The following is a 24,239-nucleotide window of genomic DNA, read 5'->3' on the forward strand; positions in this document are numbered from 1 at the left end:
AAGCGATGATATGGCTGCTCGCTGCGGCGGGCCTTGGCCTTGTGCTGTGGGTGATGGCGGCGATGCGTTTGCTGCCGGGCGGCTGGCCTGCATTCCCGTTCGATCCGCAGGGCATGACCCTCGACCAGATCCTGCTGACCTTTGGGCTGATGCCGCGCGGCGTGATCGCGCTGGTCGCCGGTGCGGCGCTGGGGCTGTCGGGCGCACTGTTGCAGGCAGTGCTGCGCAACCCGGTGGCCGACCCGACCACGCTGGGGATTTCGGGCGGCGCGCAGCTTGCGCTGGTCATGGCCACGATCCTTGCGCCGGGGCTGCTGGAATATGGCCGCTGGCCTGTCGCCGTGATCGGCGCGGGTCTGGCAGCGGCACTGGTCATGTCCATCGGTGCGCGGCGGGCATTCGCCCCGGTGACGATGGTGATTGCCGGGATGCTGGTCGCGATGACCGCCAGCGCGATCGCGACGGCGGTGACGCTGGCGCGGGGCGAATACCTGCTGTCTCTGGTTATCTGGAACGGCGGATCGCTGGTCCAGCAGGACTGGAGCGGGGTGCGTATCCTTGCGCTGGTGCTGGGTTTCGGCGCTGTGGCTGCTGCGCTGCTGGCGCGGCCGTTGCGCGTTCTGTCGCTGGGGGCGGCGGGTGCGCAGGGGCTGGGCATGAATGTCGCCGCTGTGCGCTTTGCGGTGGTCGTGGTCGCGGTGGTGCTGGCGGCCGCGGTTTCCGCCGAGCTGGGGCTGATAGGCTTTGTCGGGCTGGCCGCGCCCGCACTGGCCCGCAGCATGGGCGCGCGGACCATGGGGCAGGTGCTGGCCATCGCGCCGCTGATCGGGGCGCTGATCCTGTCGGTCTGTGACGGCGTGGTGCTGACGCTGGCCGGCGCGACCGGAGAGATGTATCCCACCGGCGCGCTGACCGGGCTGATCGGCGGGCCGCTGCTGATCTGGCTGCTGCCCCGGCTGCGCGGCTCGACCCCGCCGGGGACCGAGGCGGGCGAGGGGCCGGGCACAAGGCTTGCGCGACCCACGCGCGTGCTTGGCGGCATGGCCTGCGCTGCGGTGATGCTGGCCCTGGTGTTGGTCTGGATCGGTCGGGTGCCGGGCGGTTGGGCCGTGCTGGATTGGGATAGTTTCCGGGCATTCCTGCCGCTGCGGCTGCCGCGCCTGATCGCTGCGGGTGCGGCGGGTGCGCTGCTGGCGCTGGCGGGCGCGGTGCTGCAACGGCTGACGGCGAACCCATTGGCCTCGCCCGAGGTGCTGGGCGTGTCGGGTGGCGCGTCCATCGGCTACGTCGCAACGCTGTTTATGTTCACAGCGCCGGGGCAGGGGCCGCTGACCGTGGGCACCATGCTGGGCGGCGCCTTGGCGTTGATGCTGGTCGCGAATTACGCCCGGCGGCGCGATATGCCTGCGGAACGTGTGCTGCTGGCCGGGATCGCGGTTTCGGCCATGGCGGCGGCGGTGCTGTCGGCGGTCATGGCGACGGGCAGCAAGCAAAGCTGGCAGGTGCTGGCATGGCTTTCGGGATCCTCCAGCACGGTCGGGCCGGTGCAGGCGACGATCATGGCGCTGCTGGCGGCGGTCGTGCTGGCGACGGCATGGTATGCGCGGCGCTGGTTGCAGGTTCTGCCTTTGGGACCCGAGGTGGCGGCAGGCGTCGGCTTGCCGCTGATCCGGGCGCGGCTGGCGCTGATCGGGCTGGCGGGTCTTGCGACCGGGGCCGCGACCGTTCTGGTCGGGCCGGTCAGCTTTGTCGGATTGATGGCGCCGCATGTGGCGCGGCGCATTGGCCTTGCGCGGGCGCAGGATCATGTGCTGGGCGCGGCGCTGATCGGGGCGATCCTGATGATCGCCGCCGATTTCGGCGCACGCATGGCCGGTTTCCCCTATGAGCTGCCGCTGGGGCTTTTCGCCTCGCTTCTGGGCGCGCCTTGGCTCATATGGCTGATGATGAGGATGAGGCGATGACCGACCCGCTGTTCACGATCAAAGGCCTTTGCGTCGATGTGCCGGGGCGCAGGCTGATCCATGATCTGGATCTGGAACTGCCCGGCGGGCAGGTGATCGCGCTGATCGGGCATAACGGCTCGTCTAAATCGACGCTGCTGAAGGTGCTGGCGCGGCAGATCGTGCATTCCAGCGGCGGCGTCAGTTTTGCCGGTCGCCCGATCACCGATTACAGCCCGCAGGATTATGCGCGCGGGCTGGCATTCATGCCGCAAACCACACCCCCCGCCGAAGGGATGACGGTGCGCGAACTGGTGGCCCTTGGCCGCTACCCGTGGCACGGGGCGCTGGGACGGTTCGGGCCCGACGATCATGTGGCGGTGGACAGCGCGATGTCCGAATGCGGTGTGACGGAATTTGCCGACCAGCTGGTCGATACCTTGTCGGGCGGCGAACGCCAGCGCTGCTGGCTTGCGATGATGGTCGCGCAGCAGGCGGGAACGCTGCTGCTGGATGAGCCGATCTCGGCGCTGGACATCGCGCATCAGGTCGAGGTGCTGTCGCTGGTCCGCCGGATGTGTCACGATCAGGGGCGCACCGCCATCGTCGTGCTGCACGAGGTGAATATGGCCGCGCGATTCTGCGATCACGTGGTGGCGATGAAGGCGGGGCGGCTTGCCATGCAGGGCAGCTCTGACGAATTGATGCGCCCCGAGGCGCTGGAACATGTCTACGGCCTGCCCATGCAGGTCTTACGGCGCGAGGATGGCGGCAAGGTCGCCGTTCCCGCTTAATAAACAAGGACTTGGAATGCTGCGCGATTTCTTCGGCTATTACCGCCCGTGGCTTGGGCTATTCTGGCTGGATTTCGGCTGTGCGGTGCTGTCGGGCCTGTTTGAGCTGGCCTTTCCTTTGGCGATAACGGCCTTTATCGACCACCTGCTGCCACAGGGCAATTGGAGCCTGACGGTCGCCGCAGCCATCGGCCTTTTGGTGCTTTACGCCATCAATTCGGGCCTGATGGTCATCGTGATCTATTGGGGCCACAAGCTGGGCATCAATATCGAAACCGAGATGCGGGCTCGCGCCTTTGATCACCTGACGCGGCTGTCGTGGCGCTGGTATGACCGTTCGCGTACCGGCAAGCTGGTCGCCCGCGTGACCCGCGACCTTGAGGAGATAGGCGAGGTCGCCCATCACGGCCCCGAAGATGCGTTCATCGCGATCATGACCTTTATCGGTGCATTCATCCTGATGTTCACGATCAACCCCAGCCTTGCGCTGATCGTGGCGCTGATCGTGCCCGCCATGCTGGTGCTGGTCATCTTTTACGGTGGCCGCATGACCCGGACATGGCGTGCGATCTATTCCCGCGTCGGCGATTTCAACGTCCGCCTTGAAGAAGCGCTTGGCGGCGTGCGCGTGGTCCAGGCCTTTGGCAACGAGGCCCATGAGAGTGAGCTTTTCGCCGCTGACAACCAGAACTACCGCAAGACCAAGCTGGAAGCCTATAAGGTGATGGCCGCATCCTCGGCGCTGCAATATATGGGTCTGCGGCTGGTGCAGGTCGTCGTGATGGTCGTGGGTGCCAGCTTTGTGCTGTCCGGTGATCTGACGACCGGCGGTTTCGTGGGTTTCCTGCTGCTGGTCGGCGTGTTCTATCGCCCGCTGGAAAAGATCGCCGCCGTGATCGAGACCTATCCGCGCGGCATCGCGGGTTTTCGCCGCTACCAGGAACTGCTGGCCACCGAGCCCGAGATCGCCGATGCACCGGATGCCATTCCTGCGCCTGTGCTGCGCGGTGACATCCGGTTCGAAAATGTCAGCTTCGGCTATGACGACCGCCCGATTCTGCGTGGCATCGATCTGACGATCAAGGCAGGTGAGACGGTGGCTTTCGTCGGCCCCTCGGGGGCGGGCAAGACGACGCTGCTGGCTCTGCTGCCGCGTTTTTACGAACCCAGCGCGGGGCGGATCACGGTGGACGGCATTGCGCTGGACCAGATGCAGTTGCACAGCCTGCGCCGCCAGATCGGTCTGGTCAGTCAGGACGTGTTTCTGTTCGGTGGCACTTTGCGCGAAAACATCGCCTATGGCCGGCTGGGTGCCTCGGATGCCGAAATCGTTCAGGCGGCGCGTCAGGCGCAGCTTGGTCCGCTACTGGAGAACCTGCCCGAGGGGCTGGACACCATCGTGGGCGAACGCGGCGTGATGCTGTCAGGTGGGCAAAAGCAGCGCGTGGCGATTGCCCGCGCCTTCCTGAAGAACCCGCCGATCCTGATTCTGGACGAAGCCACCAGCGCATTGGACAGCCAGACCGAGCGTGAGATCCAGACCGCATTAGACGCGCTGTCGGTCGGGCGCACCACGCTGGTCATTGCGCACCGGCTGGGCACGATCCGTCATGCAGACCGCATCGCGGTGATGCAGGACGGTCGTATCGTCGAAATGGGCGAACATGGCGCGCTGGTCGCGCAGGGCGGGGTCTATGCCCGGCTGTCGGGCTGACCCCAATAGGCGGCGGTGATGAACTGCCGCTTGTTCAGGCCGCGATCCACCAGATGACGCCTTGCGTCCCGTGCAGCCTGCGCGGGACCGGCGAAAAAGACGTGGCGATCCTCGCCCTCGCCCAGATCGGCGGTGTGCAGGGCCGCCATCAGGTCGTCGCAGCGGGTCACGCGGGGATCATCGGCCAGATGCCCCAGATCCTGCGCGCCGCAGCGCAGCCAGACCCGCGCTTCGCCCTTGGTCAGGGCCAGCATCCGCGCAATGGCGGGCAGGGCGGTTTCATCGCCGAACAGGCGCAGTGTCGCCGCCTCGGAACACCAGCCGCCGCCGGGGCCAAGCAGGCCCACGATCTCGCCGGGTTGAACGCGGTCGGCCCAGTCGCAGGTCGGGCTGCCCGTGTGGCGATAGATGTCGAAATCGACCCAATCGCCCGCCTGATCCGCGACCGTATAGACGGGGCGGTGCAGCGCATCTTCGCCTTCGGGCCAGATGGTGCGGCCATTCGCGGCAATGCGCGGCCATTTCGCTTCGCGCCCTTGCGGCGGGATCAGCAGGCGGAAATGCAGGCTACCCTGACCGAACCGGGCAGCTTCTTCGCCCTGAACGCGGATACGGATAAAGCCGGATGTGCGCTGCGTGACGCTGACAACCTGCATCAGTGCCAGCCCCGAGGTCAGCGCGCCTTCGTTCACGTTGTCCCATTTGATGCTCATGCCGTGGCTTTCGAACAGCTCGGTCGCGTTGTCCTGCAGCAGGCCGATGATACGCTGTTCGGGCGCGCGCAATTCGATCCGCACCGCGCCGTCTTCGGGGATCAGGCATAGCTCGCTGCCCCAGACATGCATGGTCAGGCTTTCGGGCGTTTCGGCCAGCTCGACCTCCCATTCCGCGGCACGGGCGCGCAGGATGGCGGATGCGGCCCCCGATGCGCTGGAAAGCGTGCCGGTGCTGCGATGCGAGCGGATGGGAAACATGCCGGGCCTTACCTTTGTTTGGAGCGCAGCATATAACCCACAGAAACAATCGGCAATTCATTCCTGATAAATTTTGTTTTTCTGGCAACCCGGTGGTTTAGCGACCACCGGACAGAAATTCGCGGATGCGTTCCTGCGCCTCGGCCCCTTCCCAGCAATCGGCAAGCGCGGTGATGGATGCCGCGATGTCGCCCGCCTGATCCTGTCCCAACCGCTGGCACAATGCCTTGGCCGCAGCTACGGCGGCGGGGGCAGTTTTCAGCACCGCATCGGCTTGTCTGCGCACCGCGCCCTCAAGCTGATCGGCCGCGCAGACCTGATGCAGCAGGCCCGCGCGCAGGGCGAAATCCTGCGTGATCGGGTTGCCCGCGAAAAAGATCTGCCGCGCCATGCCCTGTCCCATGCGGGCCACGACAAACGGGCCGATGGTGGCGGGGATCAGGCCCAGCCGCGTTTCGGTCAGCGCCAGCTTGACCCCTTCGGCGGCGATGGCGATGTCGCTGACGGCGATCAGCCCGATCCCACCGCCATAGGCGTTGCCCTGCACCTTGGCGATCAGGGGCTTTGGCAGTGCGTTCAACGCCGCAAGCATGGCCGACAGGCGCCCCGCTTCGGCCATTTTCCCGGCGCGGTCGGCGGCCTGCTGGGCGCGCATCCATTCAAGATCCCCCCCAGCACAGAAACTTGGCCCGGTCGAGGCCAGGATCACTGCGCGAACATTCCCATCCTCGCCCAGCTGCGCCGCCGCCTCGGTCAGTTCGGCGATCATGCGCGCGTTCATGGCGTGATGCTTGTCAGGGCGGTTCAGCGTCAGCGTGGCGATGCCGTCGTTATCGGTCTGGATCAGGATGGTTTCGGTCATCTCGGCCCTCCTGCCGATTTGGGGGCGGGGGCGATGCGGGTTGCCATGAACGCCTCGGCCTGCTCCAACGCGGCCAGATCAAGGCCGGTTTCCCAGCCCGCGCCCATCAGCATCCGCACCAGCGGCAATGTCGAGACATTGCCCCGCGCGCCGGGGGCATAGGGGCAGCCGCCCAAGCCGCCGATGGCGCTGTCAAAGCTGCGCAGTCCATGGGTCAGGGCTACGGCGACGTTTTCCAATGCCTGACCGTTGGTGTCATGGAAATGCCCGGCCAGACGCGCAGGCGCGATGCTGGCGGTCAGGTGGCGCAGCAGGCGGTCCACGGCCTCGGGTCTGGCGCGACCGATGGTGTCGCCCAGCGACACCTCATAGCAGCCCGCATCCAGCAGGGCCTGGGCGACCCGGGCCACCGCCTCGGGCGCGACCGGCCCGTCATAGGGACATTCGACCACGCAAGAGACATAGCCGCGCAGATGTATCCCCGCCTGTCGTGCGGCCATGGCGACCAGGGCAAAGCGTTCCAGACTTTCGGCAATCGAGCAGTTGATGTTCTTGCGGCTGAATCCTTCCGAGGCAGAGGCAAAGATTGCCACCTCATCGGCCTTGGCTGTCTGGGCGGCGGCAAAGCCCTGCATGTTGGGTGTCAGCGCGGCATAGCGGATGCCGGGGTGCCGGTGGATGCCTGCCATGACATCCGCCGCATCCGCCATCTGCGGCACCCATTTGGGCGAGACAAAGCTTGCCGCCTCGATCCGGGTCAGCCCGGTTTGCGACAGCAGCTCGATCAGTTCGATCTTGACCGGGGTGGGGACGAAGCCCGGTTCGTTCTGCAAGCCGTCGCGGGGGCCGACCTCGTAGATGGTCACGTGTTCAGCCATCGGCGTTGTCCGGCGTGAATTCGACCAGCAGCGCGCCGTCCGATACGTTGTCGCCCGCAGCGCAATGCACCGCCTCGATCATGCCATCTGCTGCGGCGCGCAGGCTGTGTTCCATCTTCATCGCCTCAAGCACGACGATCAGGTCGCCCTTGCCGACCTTCGCCCCCGGCTGCACGGCCACGGCACGCACCAGACCCGTCATCGGTGCGGTGATCCGGTTTTCGGCCGCCGCGCCCGCGCGTTCGATTTCCAGATGATCGACCAGCGTGAAATCATCGCTGCGCCCATCCAGCAGAACCGAGATCGTGTCGCCCACCCGCACGACCTGCGCATTCAGGTTGCGGCCCTGATGACGGGCCTGCATCCGATCGCCAGCCCGCGCGACCGCCTCGAATTCCGCGCGGGACGTGCCATCTGTCAGCGTCAAAAGACCGGGGACGAGCTCAAGGCCGCGGGTCATGGTCTGACCGGCATGTATCAGCTCGACCGTCTGCCGCGCCGCGCCCCAAAGACGAAAGCCCAGACGCGGCTGTGCAGGATCGACGTTCAGCGCCGTCAGTGCCGCGAACAGGATCGCGGCTGCGTCCGGTGGGGTGGATCGGGTCAGCGTGTCCTGTTTGCGTGCGATCAGTCCGGTATCCATGCGGCCAGCGGCGAAATCGGCATCAATGCACAGGGCCTGCAGGAAACGCAGGTTGGTCGCCGTGCCTGCGATATGGGTCTGGCCAAGCGCCCTGTGCAGCTGCGACAGCGCCTGATCGCGGGTCGCGGCGTGGCTGGTCAGCTTGGCGATCATCGGGTCGTAATGCGGGCTGATCTGGTCGCCGCTGCGTACGCCCGTATCCACACGTGCCGACGCGGCAAAGGCCACGTGCAGCAGCGGACCGGGCGCAGGCAGGAAGCCCTTGGCCGGGTCTTCGGCATAGATGCGCGCCTCGAACGCATGACCGTTCAGCGCGATCTGATCCTGCGTCAGCGGCAGTGCCTGACCTGCGGCGACGCGCAATTGCCATTCGACCAGATCAAGGCCCGTCACTGCCTCGGTCACGGGGTGTTCGACCTGAAGCCGGGTGTTCATTTCCATGAACCAGAAACCGTCCGGGCGCAGCGGGCCCGAGCCGTCGGCGATGAACTCAATCGTCCCGGCATTGTAATAACCGACCGCGCGCGCGGCCTTCAGCGCGGCATCGGTCATCGCGGCGCGAACGGCGGGGGGCATGTCGGGGGCGGGCGCTTCCTCGATCACCTTTTGATGACGGCGTTGCAGCGAACAGTCGCGTTCGTAAAGATGCACGACGTTGCCATGCCGGTCGCCAAAGACCTGCACCTCGATATGGCGGGGGGTTGTGATGTATTTCTCGATCAGCACGGCCCCGTCGCCAAAGCTGGCGCGGCCTTCGCGCTGCGCCCCTTCCAGCGCGGCAAGGAAATCTGCGGGGTCTTCGACAAGCCGCATCCCCTTGCCGCCGCCGCCCGCGCGGGCCTTGATCAGCACGGGATAGCCGATCTTCGCAGCCTCAGCGGCCAGAAAATCAGCCTCTTGCCGGGGGCCGTGATAGCCGGGAACCACGGGAACGCCAGCATCGGCCATCAGCGCCTTTGCCGCGTCCTTCAGCCCCATGGCCCGGATCGACGCGACCGAGGGGCCGATGAAGACCAGTCCCGCCGCTTCGACCGCCTGCACGAAATCGGGGTTCTCGGACAGAAAACCATAGCCCGGATGGATTGCCTGCGCGCCCGTTGCCAATGCGGCCTCAATGATCCGCGCGTCTTGCAGATAGCTTTCGGCGGCGGGGGCGGGACCGATATGGACAGCCTGATCGGCAAGGTTGCGGTGGCGGGCACAGGCATCCGCGTCGGAATAGACAGCGACCGTGGCAATCCCCATGCGGCGGGCGGTGTCGATGACGCGGCAGGCGATTTCGCCGCGATTGGCAATCAGGATTTTTGTGAACATCAGCGCCACCCCTTACATCCGGAACACGCCAAAGCGCGTGTCCTCGATCGGGGCATTCAGTGCCGCCCGCAGCGACAGCGCCACCACGTCGCGGGTGCTGCGCGGGTCGATGATCCCGTCGTCCCATAGCCGGGCCGAGGAATAAAGCGGATGCGACTGCGCCTCGAACTGGTCCAGAACGGGTTGCTTGAAGGCCGCTTCCTCAGCGTTGTCCCACGTGCCGCCGCGCCCCTCGATCGCGCTGCGGCGCACGGTGGCCAGCACGTTCGCCGCCTGCTCGCCGCCCATGACCGAGATGCGGGCATTGGGCCACATCCACAGGAAGCGCGGGCCAAAGGCGCGTCCGCACATGCCGTAATTCCCCGCCCCGAACGATCCGCCGACGATCACCGTGACCTTGGGCACCGCGGCGGTCGAGACGGCGGCGACCAGCTTCGCTCCATCCCGCGCGATCCCGCCCGCCTCGTATTTCGAGCCGACCATGAAACCCGTGATGTTTTGCAAAAACAGCAGCGGCGTCTTGCGCTGGCAGCAAAGTTCGATGAAATGCGCCCCCTTTTGCGAGCTTTCGGAAAACAGCACGCCGTTATTGCCGATGATGCCCACGGGAATGCCGTCGATATGCGCAAAGCCGCAGACCAGCGTCGTGCCGAAGCGTTCCTTGAACTCCTCGAAATCCGAGCCATCGACGATGCGGCCGATGATTTCGCGGATGTCAAAGGGGTTCTTGGCGTCCGACGGGATGATGCCGGGCAGTTCCGCCGGGTCCAGTCGCGGGGGCACGGCATCGCGCAGGGGGATCGCGGGGGCTGGGGCATGGCCCAGATTGGCCACGATCTGCCGCGCCAGCGCCAGCGCATGGGCATCGTTTTCCGCCAGATAGTCGGCCACGCCGGACAGCCGCGTATGCGTATCGCCGCCACCAAGGGTTTCGGCGTCCACCACCTCGCCCGTGGCAGCCTTGACCAGCGGCGGGCCGGCCAGAAAGATCGTGCCCTGTTCCTTGACGATGATGGTCTGATCGCTCATCGCCGGGACATAGGCGCCGCCGGCGGTGCACGACCCCATGACGACCGCGATCTGGGTGATGCCCTTCGCGCTCATCCTTGCCTGATTGTAAAAGATACGCCCGAAATGGTCGCGGTCGGGAAACACCTCGTCCTGATTGGGCAGGTTCGCGCCGCCGCTATCGACCAGATAGATGCAGGGCAGGCGGTTTTCCTCGGCGATTTCCTGCGCGCGCAGGTGCTTTTTGACGGTCAGGGGGTAATAAGTGCCGCCTTTGACCGTCGCGTCGTTGCACAGGATCATGCAGTCGCGGCCCGACACGCGCCCGATGCCCCCGATGACGCCTGCCGCCGGAATGTCGCTGTCATAAACGCCATGCGCTGCAAACAGCCCCAGTTCAAGAAACGCACTGCCGGGGTCCAGCAGCGCCGCCACCCGGTCACGCGGCAAAAGCTTCCCGCGTGAGACGTGGCGGGCGCGGGATTTTTCATCACCGCCCTGCATGGTCTTTTCGGCCAGCTCGGCGAATTCCCGGATCAACCCATCCATCCGCTGCGCGTTGGCGGTAAATTCCGGCGATTGCGGGGCAAGCCCGCTGGTCAGCCTGCTCATCCCCGCACCTATTTCGTCTGCTCAAAGATTTCGCGCCCGATCAGCATCCGCCGTATTTCCGAGGTGCCCGCGCCGATTTCATACAGTTTCGCGTCGCGCAGCAGGCGTCCGGTGTCGAATTCGTTGATATAACCGTTGCCGCCCAGGCACTGGATCGCATCAAGCGCCAGTTGCGTGGCGCGTTCGGCGGAATAAAGAATGCAGCCCGCGCTGTCCTTGCGCGTTGTCTCGCCCCTGTCGCAGGCAGAGGCCACGGCATAGACATAGGCGCGGCAGGCATTCATCGTCGTATACATGTCGGCCAGCTTGCCCTGCATCAACTGGAACATGCCGATGGGCTGGCCGAACTGTTCGCGCTGGTGGACATAGGGCACGACGATATCCATCGCCGCCGCCATGATGCCCAAGGGCCCGCCCGCCAGAACCACCCGTTCGTAATCCAGCCCCGACATCAGCACGTTCACGCCCTTGCCGATTTCGCCCAGCACGTTTTCAGCCGGAATTTCGCAATCCTGAAACACCAGCTCGCAGGTGTTTGATCCGCGCATCCCCAGCTTGTCCAGCTTTTGCGCGGTCGAAAAGCCGGGCATTCCGCGTTCGACGATGAACGCCGTGATGCCGCGCGGCCCGGCATCGGGATCGGTCTTCGCATAGACGATCAGCGTATTCGCATCGGGGCCGTTGGTGATCCACATCTTGTTGCCGTTCAGCACAAATCGGTCGCCATCGCGGCGGGCGCGCAGTTTCATGCCCACGACATCCGATCCCGCCCCCGGTTCGGACATGGCCAGCGCGCCGACATGCTCGCCCGAGATCAGCTTGGGCAGGTATTTCGCCTTTTGCGCCGCATTGCCCCAACGCCGCATCTGGTTCACGCACAGGTTCGAATGCGCGCCGTATGACAGCGCGACCGAGGCCGATGCCCGCGAGATTTCCTCCATCGCCACGCAATGCGCCAGGTAGCCCATGCCTGCGCCGCCGTCCTCCTCGGGGACGGTGATGCCCAAAAGGCCCAGCTCGCCGAATTCGCGCCACAGCTCGGCGGGGAATTCGTTGTCGCGGTCGATCCGGGCTGCGTGCGGTGCGATGCGTTCGGACGCGAAGCGACGCACCATATCGCGGATGGCTATGACATCCTCGCCCAGACCAAAGTTCATCACGGCGTCGAACATGGCTCTCTCTCCCCTGTGCAGCGTTGCATCACCCAAACGACCCAGGTCCGTGCCGGGGTTCCGCCGATCCCCAGCCTAGCCGCTGGCCGGTTGCAATTCACGCCAAAGACTGTGCAGAATGCGCCACCAAGGAGCGTTCATGGATCACCCTCCGCATCGCCGTGAAATCCCTGCCGCCTTTGTCCATGCGATCCTGCGGGCCTATGCCGTGCGTGCCTTGGATTGCTGCCCCGCTTTGCATCATGCGGGGATAAAGCCTGCCGATCTGGCTGGCGGTTGGGTAGGGCTGCAACCGTTCGAGGATTTGTCCGAATACGCCATGCGCGATCTGGATGACGAGGCGCCGGGCTGGTTCTCGCGTCGCTTGCCTTGGGGCAGTTACGGAATGCTGCTGCGTGCGTCATTGCCGTCGCCGGACCTGTCGGTCGCGCTGCGGCGCTGGTGTCGTCACCATAATCTGCTGACCGAGGATATCCGCGTCGAAACCGGCTTGGACAAGGGGCGGGCATATGTCCGCATCCATCAGACCACCGATCTGGGGCAGGCGCAGGAATTCGCACTGGTCAGCGTTCTGCGCAATGTCCACGGCATATCCTGCTGGCTGGCGGATTCGCGCATTCCCATCGAGCAGGCGGATTTCCCTTTCGCCCGGCCCGACCACCATGCCGCCTATGACCGGATGTTCGGCGGGCGGGTCACATTCGGCGCGGGCTTTGCGCAGATCGCTTTTGACGCGGGCTATCTGGCGCTGCCGGTGCTGCGCGACGATCAGGCCTTGCGCCAGCGCCTGCAGGCGGCAATCCCGCTGATGGCACGGCAATACCGACAGGACCGGCTGTTGTCGCAGCGCATTCAGCGCCTGTTTGAACGGGACGCATCATCAATGGATATGGGCAGGCTGGCCGCTGAACTGGGAATTTCGCCACGCAGCCTGCAGCGGCATCTGCAAGATGAGGGCACATCGCTGATCGCGCTGAAATCCCGCGCGCGTGCCCGTCTGGCGCAGGAATTGCTGCTGCGCCGCGATCTGCCGATCAAGCGGGTCGCCCATATGGTGGGGTATCGCAGCGAGTCGAGCTTTTCACGCGCCTTTCGCAGTTGGACCGGCCTGACGCCTCTGGAATACCGGCAGGGCCAGCCACAACAGATCGTGCGCAAGGCTTCGTGATCGCGGCGCGGGGGCTGCGTGTCTGATTCAGGTCGGCCCCTGTCGCAAACGGCACATCGGCGTCTGCGCGCTTGGATAACATCCGATCATGCGCAAGGCCGTCGCGACGGCCCCGCGATGCGTGCGGCAGGAGGCGGCGCATCAGGCAACGATCAAGGAGGGAAGATCGTATGAGCAGCAACAGAGGCGTGGTCTATATCGGGCCGGGCAAGGTCGAAGTGCAGAACATTGCCGATCCCGGCCTGCACGCGCCGGACGGGCGCAAGATCGAGCATGGCGTCATCCTTAAGGTCGTCTCGACCAATATCTGTGGCTCGGACCAGCATATGGTGCGCGGCCGGACCACTGCCGAAGCCGGTCTGGTGCTGGGCCATGAGATCACCGGCGAGGTGATCGAGAAGGGCGCCGATGTCGAGATGCTGGACATCGGCGACATCGTCTCGGTTCCGTTCAACGTCGCCTGCGGGCGCTGCCGCTGCTGCCGCGAAGGAGATACGGGCGTCTGCCTGACGGTGAACCCGGCGCGGGCGGGCGGTGCTTACGGCTATGTCGATATGGGCGGCTGGATCGGCGGTCAGGCGCGCTATGTCATGGTGCCTTATGCCGATTTCAACCTGCTGAAGTTCCCTGACCGTGATCGCGCGATGTCGAAAATCCGCGACCTGACCATGCTGTCGGACATCCTGCCGACCGGTTTTCACGGTGCATGGAAGGCGGGCGTGGGCGTGGGGTCCATCGTCTATGTTGCGGGTGCGGGCCCGGTGGGTCTGGCGGCTGCGGCCTCGGCCCGGATTCTGGGCGCGGCGGTCGTGATGATCGGGGATTTCAACAAGGAACGTCTTGAACACGCCCGCAAGGTCGGGTTCGAACCGGTGGACCTGTCCAAGGGCGACAACCTGCCCGAGATGATCGCCGAGATCACCGGATCCCCCGAGGTGGATGCCGCCATCGACGCCGTGGGCTTTGAGGCGCGCGGTCATTCGGGCGGCGAGCAGCCCGCGATCGTGCTGAACCAGATGATGCAGATCACCCGCGCCGCCGGCAATATCGGCATCCCCGGCCTTTACGTGACCGAAGATCCGGGCGCGGTCGATGACGCCGCCAAGCATGGCAGCCTGTCGATGCGCTTCGGTCTGGGCTGGGCCAAGGCGCAGTCGCTGCATACCGGCCAGACCCCGGTGCTGAAATACAACCGGCAACTGATGCAGGCGATCCTGCACGACCGCCTGCCGATCGCCGACATCGTGAACGCGACGATCATTCCGCTGGATCAGGCCGTCGCGGGCTATGAAAGCTTTGATCAAGGTGTGGCCAAGAAGTTCGTTCTGGACCCGCACGGGATGCTGGTCGCCTAAGGAAACCAAGGCGTGCCGCGATGGCGGCGCGCCTGCCCATTTTCGCATCAACGGCATTGCGGCCAAGTGACGCAGCGCCGTGCTTGTTGTTGTTTGCCACGGAAGTCCCGCTTGCTTTAGCGTTCGGCCAGTGAAAGGAGCAGGCTCCTCTGGTCGTGAACTCTGAAGGGAATTTCCGATGAAGCATCGGGTCGTCGTCATCGGTGCGGGCTTTGCCGGGCTGCAAACCGTTCTTGGGCTGAAGGGGGCGGATTGCCAGATCACGCTGATCGATCAACGCAATCACCACCTGTTCCAGCCTTTGCTTTATCAGGTTGCAACGACGCTGCTTGCAACATCGGACATCGCATGGCCGATCCGTGCGCTGCTGCATGACCGCGACGACGTGACGACGCTTCTGGGCACGGTCGAGGGCGTGGACCGCACCGCCCGCGAAGTCGTGCTGCGCAGCGGCACGCGCGTGCCGTTCGATACGCTTGTCATCGCCACGGGTGCGCGCCACGCCTATTTCGGCAAGGATGCGTGGGAAGCCGACGCTCCGGGCCTGAAAACGCTTGAGGACGCGACCACCATCCGTCGCCGGATGCTTCTGGCCTTTGAGCGCGCCGAGCTGACCGAGGATGAGGCCGAACGGCAGGCTTTGCTGACGTTCACCGTCATCGGCGCGGGTCCGACGGGGGTCGAGCTGGTCGGCATTCTTGCCGAATTGGCGCATCGCATCCTGCCGCGCGAATTCCGCCACATCGACACGCGCAAGGCCCGCATCCTGCTGATCGAGGCGGGGCCGCGCATCCTGCCCGCCTTCAGCGACGAACTTTCGGGCTATGCCAAGGCGGCTCTGGAAAAAAGCGGGGTCGAGGTGATGACCGGGCATCCGGTGACGGAATGCACGTGGGACGGAATCACGGTCGCGGGACAGATCATTCCGGCACGCACCACGATCTGGGCGGCGGGCGTGCAGGCATCGCGCGCCAAGGACTGGCTGGCTGCGGAAGGCGACCGCGCTGGCCGCGTCATGGTCGGTGACGACCTGACGGTTCCGGGCGATCCCAATATCTTTGTTCTGGGCGATACCGCGCATGTGATTTCCGACGGCAAGCCCGTGCCCGGCGTTGCGCCCGCAGCCAAGCAGCAGGGCGTCTATGCCGCGCGCACGATCGTCGCGCGGCTGCGCGGCCAGCCCAAGCCCGCGCCATTTCGTTATCGTCATATGGGCAATCTGGCGACCATCGGGCGCAATGCGGCCGTCATCGAATATGGCCGCTTCAAGATGCGCGGCTGGCTGGCGTGGTGGGTCTGGGGCATCGCGCATATCTATTTCCTGATCGGCGCGCGGTCGCGGCTTTTCGTGTCGCTGAGCTGGCTATGGGTGTTCCTGTCAGGCCAGAACTCGGCCCGGCTGATCACCCAGAAAGAGACGCTGAAGGAAACCGAGCGCGAGAAGTAGGCGCCCGCGACACCCACAAGGATTGCGGCAGCGATGCCGCAATACCGGCCAGGATGCGGGACAGGCACTGGAAATCCTGCGCCGATGCGCGCATGAGGGGTGTCACACGACCGTTATCCGAGAAAACACGATGGGCTATTTCCCCGAATGGCGCCGCGCCACTGGCGCCACGGTGCTTCCAGACGAAAAGCTGCCACTGGCCGCTGCCCTGCCGATGAGCGTGCAGCATTTGCTGGCCATGTCCGGCTCGACCATCCTTGCGCCGCTGATCATGGGCTTTGATCCGAATGTCGCGGTGTTCTTTTCCGGCATCGGCACGCTGCTGTTCTTTTTCATCACGGGCGGGCGGGTTCCCAGCTATCTGGGTTCGTCCTTTGCATTCATCGCGGTCATCATGGCAGCGACCGGCTTTGCGGGCGGAGGTCCGAACCCGAATATCGGTGTGGCGCTTGGCGGCATCATCGCGGCAGGTCTGATCTATGCGCTGATCGGGCTGATCGTGATGGCCATTGGCTCGGGCTGGGTCGAGCGGCTGATGCCACCCGCAGTCACAGGTGCCATCGGGGTTGCCATCGGGCTGAATCTTGCCCCGGTCGCGGTCCAGCAGTTGCAGGGCACACATGCCCATCTTGGCATTGCGCTGGCCACGGTGCTTTGCATGGCGCTGGTGTCGGTCTACGGCCGGCAGGCCACAAGGCGGGTCGCGGTGCTGATCGCGCTTGGCTTTGGCTATCTGCTGGTTCTGGTGCTGGGCAATGGGCTGGGCATCGTTCCGGGCATCAACTTTGCAACCGTCGGGGCCGCGCCGTGGTTCGGAGTGCCGAACTTCACCGCGCCGGTTTTCGACTGGACCGCGATTTCGCTGATTGCGCCGGTCGCCATCGTGCTGGTCGCGGAAAACCTTGGGCATATCAAGGCGCTGGGTTCCATCACCGGGCGCGATATGGACCGCTATATCGGGCGCGGCTTTCTGGGCGACGGCATTGCCACGATGATCGCGGGCAGCGGTGGCGGCACGGGGGTCACCACCTATGCCGAAAATATCGGCGTCATGGCGATGACCCGCGTATATTCGACCCTGATCTTTCCCATCGCGGCCATCATCGCGATCTGCCTTGGCCTTTCGCCGAAATTCGGGGCGATCTTGCAAACCATCCCGGCCTCGGTTCTGGCGGGCCTGGCGGTGTGCGTCTTTGGCCTGATCGCATCGGCCATGGCGCGGATTTGGGTGGACAACCGCGTTGACTTCTCGGACCCGCGCAACCTGTTCACGGTGGGCGTGGCGCTGATCTTTGGCGCGGGCGATTTCACTGTGAACATTGGTGGATTCGCGCTGGGTGGCATCGGCACGTCCACCTTTGCGGCGCTGGTGCTGTATCAGTTATTGGGCATGGGCCGCCGCGCCTGAGATATTGCGAAAAAAACCCCGGTTCCGCGAAACGATGCGGTGCCGGAACATCCTTCTGAATGTGTCCGGCTGGGGCTATGGCATGATATGCAGGTCTGGTCGGGGTGCGGACAGCATTCGCGCCATCCCGTTGCCGCATATCGCCCGGCCCCTTGCCAACGGTGTTGTGACGCCTGAAATCGGGCGCAAACACAGTCAGGAGACGCGCGTATGAGAACGCTTGCCCTTTCCGCCTTGGCCGCGATCTGCATTTCCGGCACGGCTCAGGCCGCCGATTTCGGCCCGCTGGTTGAACCGGCCCAGCTACAGACCCTGACCTCGGGCGCGGATGCCCCGCTGGTTCTGGACATCCGGGGCGAGGCTTATGGCCAAGGCCATATCGCGGGCGCGATTTCCGCCCCTTATGACAGTTTCCGCGGTCCCGCGGAAAACCCCGGCGCTCTGGTCCCCGAAGACAAGCTGGAAGCCACCCTGCGCGAACTGGGCGTAACGCTTGAGCGTCCGGTCGTCATCGTCCATCAGGGCGAAGACAACAGCGATTTCGGATCGGCGGCGCGGGTCTATTGGACGCTCAAATCCTCGGGGGTCAGTCATCTGTCGATCCTGAACGGGGGCATGGGCGAATGGGCGGCCCAAGGTCTGCCGCTGGAAACCAAGGCCAATGCGCCGGTGCCGTCGGATGTGGACATCACGTTCTCGCATCGCTGGCTGGCGACGACCGATGACATCGCTGCCGTGGTCAATGGCCAGCAGCAGGCGCGGCTGATCGACGCCCGTCCCGAACCGTTCTTCAAGGGCGAAAAAGCCCACACTGCCGCATCCAAACCCGGCACGCTGCCCGGTGCGGAAAGCGTGTCGCACGCTGTCTGGTTCAACGATCCGACCAAGGTGATGGACGCGCCCTCGGCCGCCGAGGTTGCGGCCAAGCTGGGCATCGGCAAGCAGGAACCGGTCGTCGCCTTCTGCAATACCGGCCATTGGGCCGCGACCGAATGGTTCGCGCTTTCCGAGCTGGCTGGGGTCGAGGATGCGAAGCTTTATCCCGACTCGATGGTTGGCTGGTCGCAGACCGGCGGTCAGATGGAAAACACGCCGGGCCTGATGCAGAACCTGATGAACCAGATCAAAGGTAGCAACTGATGGCCGAGGCGCTTGCGATTTCCGCGCCGTCGCGGCTGGGCCAGCGCGGTTTTCTGGTGCTGGCGGGGCTTGCGGCGATCTTTGCCGTGGCCCTGTTCGCAGGTGCGCGGTTCGGTGTGCTGCTGGCGATCGGTCTGGGTTTCGGTATCACGCTTGAAGGTCTGCGTTTCGGCTTTGCCGGGCCGTGGCGGGCGATGATCCTGCGTCGCGATCCCTCGGGCATTCTGGCGCAGCTTCTGGCGATTGCGCTGGTGTCGATCGTGGCCTTTCCGCTGCTGGCCAGCCATCCTGGCGAGATTTTCGGCGCACAGGCCCCCATCGGTTGGGCGATGGTCGGCGGAGCCTTTGTCTTTGGTGCAGCGATGCAGGTCGTTCTGGGTTGTGGTTCGGGCACGCTGGTGAACGCGGGCAGCGGCAATCCGGTGGGGTTGCTGGCGCTGCCGTTCTTTGCGCTTGGTAGTCTGGCGGGGTCTTACAGCCTTGTGTGGTGGACCGATCTGGGCGCTTTGCCGATTCTGACGCTGACGGGCAATTCCGGGCTGATCGTGACGCTTGGCCTGTTGGCTGCGGTGGCAGTTTTGCTGCTGGCGCTGGCTGCGCCGGGCACGCGGCGGGTGCCGGGGCGGCTGGTCATTGCGGCGGTGATCGTCGCGGCGCTGGCCATCGGCAATCTGGTCGTTGCGGGCCAGCCTTGGGGCGTGGTCTATGGCCTGGGGCTATGGGCGGCCAAAGGCGCGGTGGCGCTTGGCGTTGATCTGTCGGGTTCGGCTTTCTGGAGCGCGCCGGGCAATGCCGCGCGGCTGGGTGAAAGCGTGCTGACAGATGTGACCTCGCTGACGAATATCGGCATCATCGGCGGTGCCTTCCTTGTCGCGGCATGGCGCAATGGCGGGTTGTCGCAGCCCTTGCCCAAGCTGCCGGGCAAGGCGTGGATCGCCACGATCATCGCCGGTCTTGCGCTTGGATATTCGTCGCGGCTGGCCTTTGGCTGCAACGTCGGTGCCTTTTTCTCGGGGATCTCGACGGGCAGCTTGCATGGCTGGGTCTGGTTCGCGGCGGGCTTTGCAGGATCGGTGCTGGGCGTCCGCCTGCGCCCGATGCTGGGACTGGAGGCGCGCGCATGACCCGTCGCATCACTGCACCCATCGCGCTATTGCTGGTCGGTCTGCTGCTGATCTTTGATCACGCGACGACGCCCCCGAACCCCTATAAGGCGCCGCCGATCTTTGCATTGGGTTCCGGGGTCGAGGCTGTGGGCGGCTTCTGCGGCGCCATGCCCAAGTGACGCCGCAAAAGGCCGCTTAGATGCCGAAGGTCACATGGCCCTGGGCATCTATCGGCCATGCGGGGTTCCATGCGATTTCCCAGGCATGGTCATCCGGATCGGCGACATAGCCGCGAAAGCCGCCATGCAGGGGCGCATCAGCCGCCCGCAAGACTGTTCCGCCCGCGGCGACCAGCCGTTCGATCAACGGTGCGACATCCTGCTGCCGCGCGACATTATGGGCTATGGAAAACGCGCCGGGCTGTTTCAAGCCGGCGCGGTTCATATCCGCCTCAAGCGCGGCTTTCCCAAACGTGCCAAGCATCAGACCGTTCATCTGGTAAAAGATGATCTCCGGGTTTTCAAAGACCGGCTGCCATCCGAAGCCTTGGGTATAGAATTGCCGCGAACGTGCCATGTCCGACACGCCAAGGGTGATGACCGAGATTTGCTGCTGCATTTCCAAAGACCTTTCGTTGCGCCAAGGCGGCATTGCCCGGCGTTGAAGGCCATGGGACTCGTCCTGCGACGGTCAGGACCTGCGGGTGACGCAGGGACCGGGCTAACCGCACCGATCTCTCCTTTTCTGACGCCATCCTTATAGCGTGCAGGTCCGCATTTGTCGATGCGGGCGCGACGATTGCCGCGCCCGCCATGTCGTTACTCGGCGACGCAATCCGCGAAGTAATGCTTGCGCCCGTCCGGCCCGGTTTCCTGCACAAGACCGTGGATGTCGGTTTCGAACCCTGGACATTCGCGTTCGAATTCGCGGTTGAATTTCAGGTATTCCACGATCTTGGTGTTGAACACCTCACCCGGAATAAGCAGCGGGATGCCCGGCGGATAGGGTGTGACAAGGCTGGTGGTGATGCGGCCTTCCAATTCGTCGATCGGCACGCGCTGCGTGGTGCGGCGCGCGATATGGGCAAAGGCATCGCTGGGCGTCATGGCCGGGGTATGATCGCTCAGATACATCTCGGTCGAGAGGATTGCGATGTCGTATTTCGAATACAGCGAATGGACGTGCTGGCACAGGTCGCGCAGGCCCATCTGTTCATAGCGCGGCTGTTTCTGGCAGAATTCCGGCATCACCCGCCAAAGCGGCTGGTTCTTGGCGTAATCGTCCTTGAACTGCTGGAGCGAGGCCAGAAGCGTGTTCCAGCGGCCCTTGGTGATGCCGATGGTGAACATCACGAAGAAGCTGTAAAGCCCGGTCTTTTCGACCACCACGCCATGTTCGGCCAGGTATTTCGACACGATGCTGGCGGGGATGCCCCAATCCTCGAACCGGCCATCCAGGTTCAGGCCGGGGGTGATGATCGTGGCCTTGATCGGGTCCAGCATGTTGAAGCCGGGGGCCATGTCGCCAAAGCCGTGCCAGCTGTCTTCGCCGTCACGCTGCACGCCTTCGCTGTCGGTGCGGCGCAGGACCCAGTCCTTGGTGCGGCCGATGCCTTCTTCCTCAAGCTCCTCGGGGCCCCAGACCTGGAACCACCAGTCGTCATCGCCGAATTCGGCATCGACCTTGCGCATGGCGCGGCGGAAATCCAGCGCCTCGGCGATGGATTCCTCGACCAGCGCGGTGCCGCCGGGCGGCTCCATCATCGCGGCGGCCACGTCGCAGCTGGCGATGATCGAATATTGCGGGCTGGTCGAGGTGTGCATCAGATAGGATTCGTTGAACAGATGCCGGTCCAGCTTGGTGTTCTGGCTGTCCTGCACCAGCACGTGGCTGGCCTGTGAAATCCCCGCCAGCAGCTTGTGGACCGATTGCGTGGCATAGGTCACCGAATGTTCGGTCCGCCCGCGTTTGCGGCCCATGGCGTGATAGGTGCCGTAAAACGGGTGGAACGAGGCGTGTGGTAGCCATGCCTCGTCGAAATGCAGGTTTTCGACCCAGCCGTCCAGCATGCCCTTGATGGTTTCGGTGTTATACAGAACCCCGTCATAGGTCGATTGCGTCAGTGTCATGATGCGCGGTTTGACGGTGTCGGCATCAACGCCCTTCAGCAGCGGGTTGGCGCGGATCTTGGCCTTGATCGTCTCGATCTCGAATTCCGAATAGGGGATCGGGCCGATGATGCCGTAATGGTTGCGCGTCGGCTTCAGGAAGACCGGGATCGCGCCGGTCATGATGATCGAATGCAGGATCGACTTGTGGCAGTTGCGGTCTACGACCACAACATCGCCCGGCGCAACGGTGTGGTGCCAGACCATCTTGTTCGAGGTCGAGGTGCCATTGGTCACGAAGAAGCAGTGGTCCGCATTGAAGATGCGCGCGGCATTGCGTTCGGACGCGCCGATGGCACCGTTATGGTCCAGCAACTGGCCCAGTTCCTCGACCGCGTTGCAGACATCGGCGCGCAGCATGTTTTCACCATAGAACTGGTGATACATCTGGCCGATGGGCGATTTCAGGAACGCCACGCCGCCGGAATGGCCGGGGCAATGCCAGGAATACGATCCGTCCTCGGCGTAATCCAGCAGCGCCTTGAAGAAGGGCGGCTGGATGCCTTCCAGATAGGTCTTGGCTTCGCGGATGATGTGGCGGGCGACGAATTCGGGCGTATCCTCGAAGGCATGGATGAAGCCGTGCAATTCGCGCAGGATGTCGTTGGGCAGGTGGCGCGAGGTCTTGGTCTCGCCATAGATGTAGATCGGCACATCGGCGTTTTTCCAACGCACTTCCTCGATGAAGTTGCGCAGATCGGTGATGACCGGATCCTGATCCGGGCCGGGGGTGAATTCTTCGTCGTCGATCGACAGCACGAAGGCGCTGGCACGCGACTGTTGCTGCGCGAATTGCGACAGGTCGCCATAGCTGGTGGCGCCCAGCACCTCGAAGCCCTCAGACTCGATCGCGTCGGCCAGCGCACGGATGCCAAGGCCCGAGGAGTTCTCGGAACGGAAATCCTCGTCGATGATGACGATGGGAAAACGGAACTTCATCAAGGTCTCCTTTCGGCCCGGCAGGGTTGGGGACACGATGCTGTGCCCCCGGCTCCACGCGTTCCCGGCGATTCAGGTCCAGGATGCGAGGACGGTTCTTTCTGCTGGGAAGGTTGCAGTCAAGGGCCGCTGAAACGGCCCGACCGCGCAGGACGGAAACCTGCGCATCCGTCATACGTCATTTCCAGAAGCGTTTGGCCCCGACCAGCGTGTCATAGGCTTTTGCGGCCTGCGACAACTGCGCGGATTTGCCGCTGCCCAGCAAAACTGCCGCCTCGGGGTCGTCGGCAATGCCAAGATGCTCCAGCATTTGCGGCGCCATCGCCATGTCATTCAGCGCGCCCAGAACGTCCTGCATCTCCTCAAGCGCGTTCACGAAATGCTTGCGCTGTTTGCCGGTCTTGCCATCGGCGTAAAGTCCCTCAAAGAAATCCGTCGCATAGCGCAGTTTCTTGGCATCCTTGCGCAGTTCGTGGCGCGCCGCGTCGGGCAGGTTTTCCAGATCACGGCCATCCCTGCGGACCTTGCGGCGAAAACGGCGCAAGGCGCTTGCGGCAAATTCCCGCGCGGACTGGTTGCGCAATTCAGCCGTGGCAAACTCGCGGCACCAGTCGCCGTCATGCAGCCATTGCGCAAGGTCCAGCATCACGCGCCGCGCCCGAGGCTGTGCCAGAAGTTTGGCCATATCGGCGTAGGTGGCGCGGCGTGCCCGGCCCAGTTTCGCCATCAGCTCGCCGGGTTTTGCGCGGTCCAGCAGCACGTCGATTTCGCGGGCATTGGCAAGGCCACCGGCAAGCCAGCGCAGATCGTCGCGCAACCCCTGCGCCGCGTCATCGCCCAGCAGCGGCTTGAAGATCGACATTGCCGAACGTGCACGGCGCAGCGCCACGCGGGCCTGATGCACCGCTTCGGGGTTGGGGTCCGTCAACAGGATGTCTTCGTTCAGGCGGAATTGGCGCAGGCAAGACAGCATCACGGTCTGAAAGATTTGTCCCGCGCTCATCTCGGGGGACAGGACCACGGGTTCGGCTTTGTGAAAACGGGGGAGGGTTTCGGTCAGCAGGCGGGCGCGTTCGGCTTTGCGGCGCACACCGGCACGCAGCGGTGCCACTTCGTCAAGTTTGTGTGCAAAGTCGAAGACCGTACTGGGCGACCCGTTGGTCAGGCGCAGGCCGATCTCACAGATCTGGGACTGGCGGTCGCCTGCCATGATCTCGCCCCTGTCGATGGCGACGGCGATCTGCGCGCCCTGATGTTCGATTGTCCAGCGGTGTCGTGCAAGCTGCGCCGTGGCAAGGGGCAGGGGCAGGTCGGGCAGCTGCCCCTGTTCAACGGCAATGATGTCCCCCCCTGGTATATCCAGATAGGCCATGCGTATCTTCGCCATGGCCGGATTGCCGGGCAGCAGCCCCGACTTTTCAATGGCATTGGCGCTGGCCGGAGACAGATAAAGTCTTAGATCGACGTCTTGCAACGCAGGTTTCCTTTCGTCCTTCGACGCGCGGCCCGGACGTCGGGGCCGCCTGCGTTGCATAAACGCAAAGATACCGCCGCAGGTTGCGGCGGTATCTGGGCAATTCACCGAATTTTCTTG

19 protein-coding genes are annotated in these 24,239 nt (G+C 64.4%); 10 read left to right on the forward strand and 9 right to left on the reverse strand.

The genetic code is table 11. The annotated features are described in order from the left end of the window. The first annotated feature begins 5 nt into the window (after positions 1 to 5). From fhuB to FN835_RS03110, 3 genes are read left to right on the forward strand one after another with little or no spacing between them, the layout of a single operon-like run. Positions 6 to 1,964, forward strand: a complete 1,959-nt coding sequence (fhuB, locus tag FN835_RS03100; protein WP_246098640.1) for a Fe(3+)-hydroxamate ABC transporter permease FhuB — start codon at positions 6 to 8, stop codon at positions 1,962 to 1,964. Next, the gene (locus tag FN835_RS03105; RefSeq protein WP_142661735.1) at positions 1,961 to 2,737 is read left to right on the forward strand and encodes an ABC transporter ATP-binding protein; all 777 of its coding nucleotides are present in this window, start codon (positions 1,961 to 1,963) and stop codon (positions 2,735 to 2,737) included. The genes fhuB and FN835_RS03105 overlap by 4 nt, the downstream gene beginning before the upstream one ends. Before the next feature lie 16 nt (positions 2,738 to 2,753). After that, entirely contained in the window at positions 2,754 to 4,451 is a 1,698-nt protein-coding gene (locus FN835_RS03110; RefSeq protein WP_142661736.1) for an ABC transporter ATP-binding protein, read from the forward strand. Here the strand turns inward: FN835_RS03110 and FN835_RS03115 are convergent. The 6 genes from FN835_RS03115 to FN835_RS03140 form a co-directional block, all read right to left on the reverse strand. Continuing rightward, the gene (locus FN835_RS03115; protein WP_142661737.1) at positions 4,430 to 5,425 is read right to left on the reverse strand and encodes a siderophore-interacting protein; all 996 of its coding nucleotides are present in this window, start codon (positions 5,423 to 5,425) and stop codon (positions 4,430 to 4,432) included. The genes FN835_RS03110 and FN835_RS03115 overlap by 22 nt on opposite strands. Positions 5,426 to 5,522: 97 nt before the next feature. Then, positions 5,523 to 6,287: an enoyl-CoA hydratase-related protein gene (locus tag FN835_RS03120; RefSeq protein WP_142661738.1), complete on the reverse strand. Its 765-nt coding sequence runs from the start codon at positions 6,285 to 6,287 to the stop codon at positions 5,523 to 5,525. Then, positions 6,284 to 7,165 (reverse strand): hydroxymethylglutaryl-CoA lyase, encoded by an 882-nt coding sequence (locus tag FN835_RS03125; protein ID WP_142661739.1) that lies wholly within the window; start codon positions 7,163 to 7,165, stop codon positions 6,284 to 6,286. Before FN835_RS03125 ends, FN835_RS03120 begins: the two co-directional genes overlap by 4 nt. Next, entirely contained in the window at positions 7,158 to 9,122 is a 1,965-nt protein-coding gene (locus tag FN835_RS03130; RefSeq protein WP_142661740.1) for an acetyl/propionyl/methylcrotonyl-CoA carboxylase subunit alpha, read from the reverse strand. Before FN835_RS03130 ends, FN835_RS03125 begins: the two co-directional genes overlap by 8 nt. Positions 9,123 to 9,134: 12 nt before the next feature. After that, entirely contained in the window at positions 9,135 to 10,742 is a 1,608-nt protein-coding gene (locus FN835_RS03135; RefSeq protein ID WP_142661741.1) for a carboxyl transferase domain-containing protein, read from the reverse strand. Between the two features lie 8 nt (positions 10,743 to 10,750). After that, positions 10,751 to 11,914, reverse strand: coding sequence for an isovaleryl-CoA dehydrogenase (locus FN835_RS03140; protein ID WP_142661742.1), 1,164 nt, complete (start codon positions 11,912 to 11,914; stop codon positions 10,751 to 10,753). A gap of 139 nt (positions 11,915 to 12,053) precedes the next feature. On the opposite strand from FN835_RS03140, the gene FN835_RS03145 reads away from it, so the two are divergent. The 7 genes from FN835_RS03145 (at position 12,054) to FN835_RS21155 (ending at position 19,717) form a co-directional block, all read left to right on the forward strand. Beyond that, complete coding sequence (locus FN835_RS03145; protein ID WP_221930388.1) at positions 12,054 to 13,082, forward strand: AraC family transcriptional regulator; 1,029 nt, start codon at positions 12,054 to 12,056, stop codon at positions 13,080 to 13,082. 170 nt (positions 13,083 to 13,252) lie between these two features. Next, a complete protein-coding gene (gene fdhA / locus FN835_RS03150; protein ID WP_142661744.1) occupies positions 13,253 to 14,437 on the forward strand; it encodes a formaldehyde dehydrogenase, glutathione-independent in 1,185 nt (394 codons plus the stop codon). A 178-nt stretch (positions 14,438 to 14,615) separates the two neighbouring features. Beyond that, positions 14,616 to 15,884 (forward strand): NAD(P)/FAD-dependent oxidoreductase, encoded by a 1,269-nt coding sequence (locus tag FN835_RS03155; protein WP_142661745.1) that lies wholly within the window; start codon positions 14,616 to 14,618, stop codon positions 15,882 to 15,884. A 130-nt stretch (positions 15,885 to 16,014) separates the two neighbouring features. Further along, on the forward strand, positions 16,015 to 17,292 hold the full coding sequence (locus FN835_RS03160) for a solute carrier family 23 protein (protein WP_142661746.1): 1,278 nt from the start codon (positions 16,015 to 16,017) through the stop codon (positions 17,290 to 17,292). 210 nt (positions 17,293 to 17,502) lie between these two features. Next, entirely contained in the window at positions 17,503 to 18,432 is a 930-nt protein-coding gene (locus FN835_RS03165) for a sulfurtransferase (protein ID WP_142661747.1), read from the forward strand. Further along, positions 18,432 to 19,556: a YeeE/YedE thiosulfate transporter family protein gene (locus tag FN835_RS03170; protein WP_142661748.1), complete on the forward strand. Its 1,125-nt coding sequence runs from the start codon at positions 18,432 to 18,434 to the stop codon at positions 19,554 to 19,556. Before FN835_RS03165 ends, FN835_RS03170 begins: the two co-directional genes overlap by 1 nt. Further along, positions 19,553 to 19,717, forward strand: coding sequence for a hypothetical protein (locus FN835_RS21155; protein WP_185958564.1), 165 nt, complete (start codon positions 19,553 to 19,555; stop codon positions 19,715 to 19,717). The genes FN835_RS03170 and FN835_RS21155 overlap by 4 nt, the downstream gene beginning before the upstream one ends. Positions 19,718 to 19,733: 16 nt before the next feature. Here FN835_RS21155 and FN835_RS03175 read toward each other — a convergent pair whose 3' ends face one another. The 3 genes from FN835_RS03175 to FN835_RS03185 form a co-directional block, all read right to left on the reverse strand. Then, positions 19,734 to 20,156, reverse strand: a complete 423-nt coding sequence (locus tag FN835_RS03175) for a VOC family protein (RefSeq protein ID WP_142661749.1) — start codon at positions 20,154 to 20,156, stop codon at positions 19,734 to 19,736. Between the two features lie 200 nt (positions 20,157 to 20,356). Beyond that, positions 20,357 to 22,645, reverse strand: coding sequence for an arginine/lysine/ornithine decarboxylase (locus FN835_RS03180; RefSeq protein WP_142661750.1), 2,289 nt, complete (start codon positions 22,643 to 22,645; stop codon positions 20,357 to 20,359). A 178-nt stretch (positions 22,646 to 22,823) separates the two neighbouring features. Further along, complete coding sequence (locus tag FN835_RS03185; protein ID WP_185958565.1) at positions 22,824 to 24,119, reverse strand: CYTH and CHAD domain-containing protein; 1,296 nt, start codon at positions 24,117 to 24,119, stop codon at positions 22,824 to 22,826. Positions 24,120 to 24,239 lie beyond the last annotated feature (120 nt).

The sequence above is a fragment of the Paracoccus laeviglucosivorans genome, assembly GCF_900182695.1.
GTDB lineage: Bacteria > Pseudomonadota > Alphaproteobacteria > Rhodobacterales > Rhodobacteraceae > Paracoccus > Paracoccus laeviglucosivorans.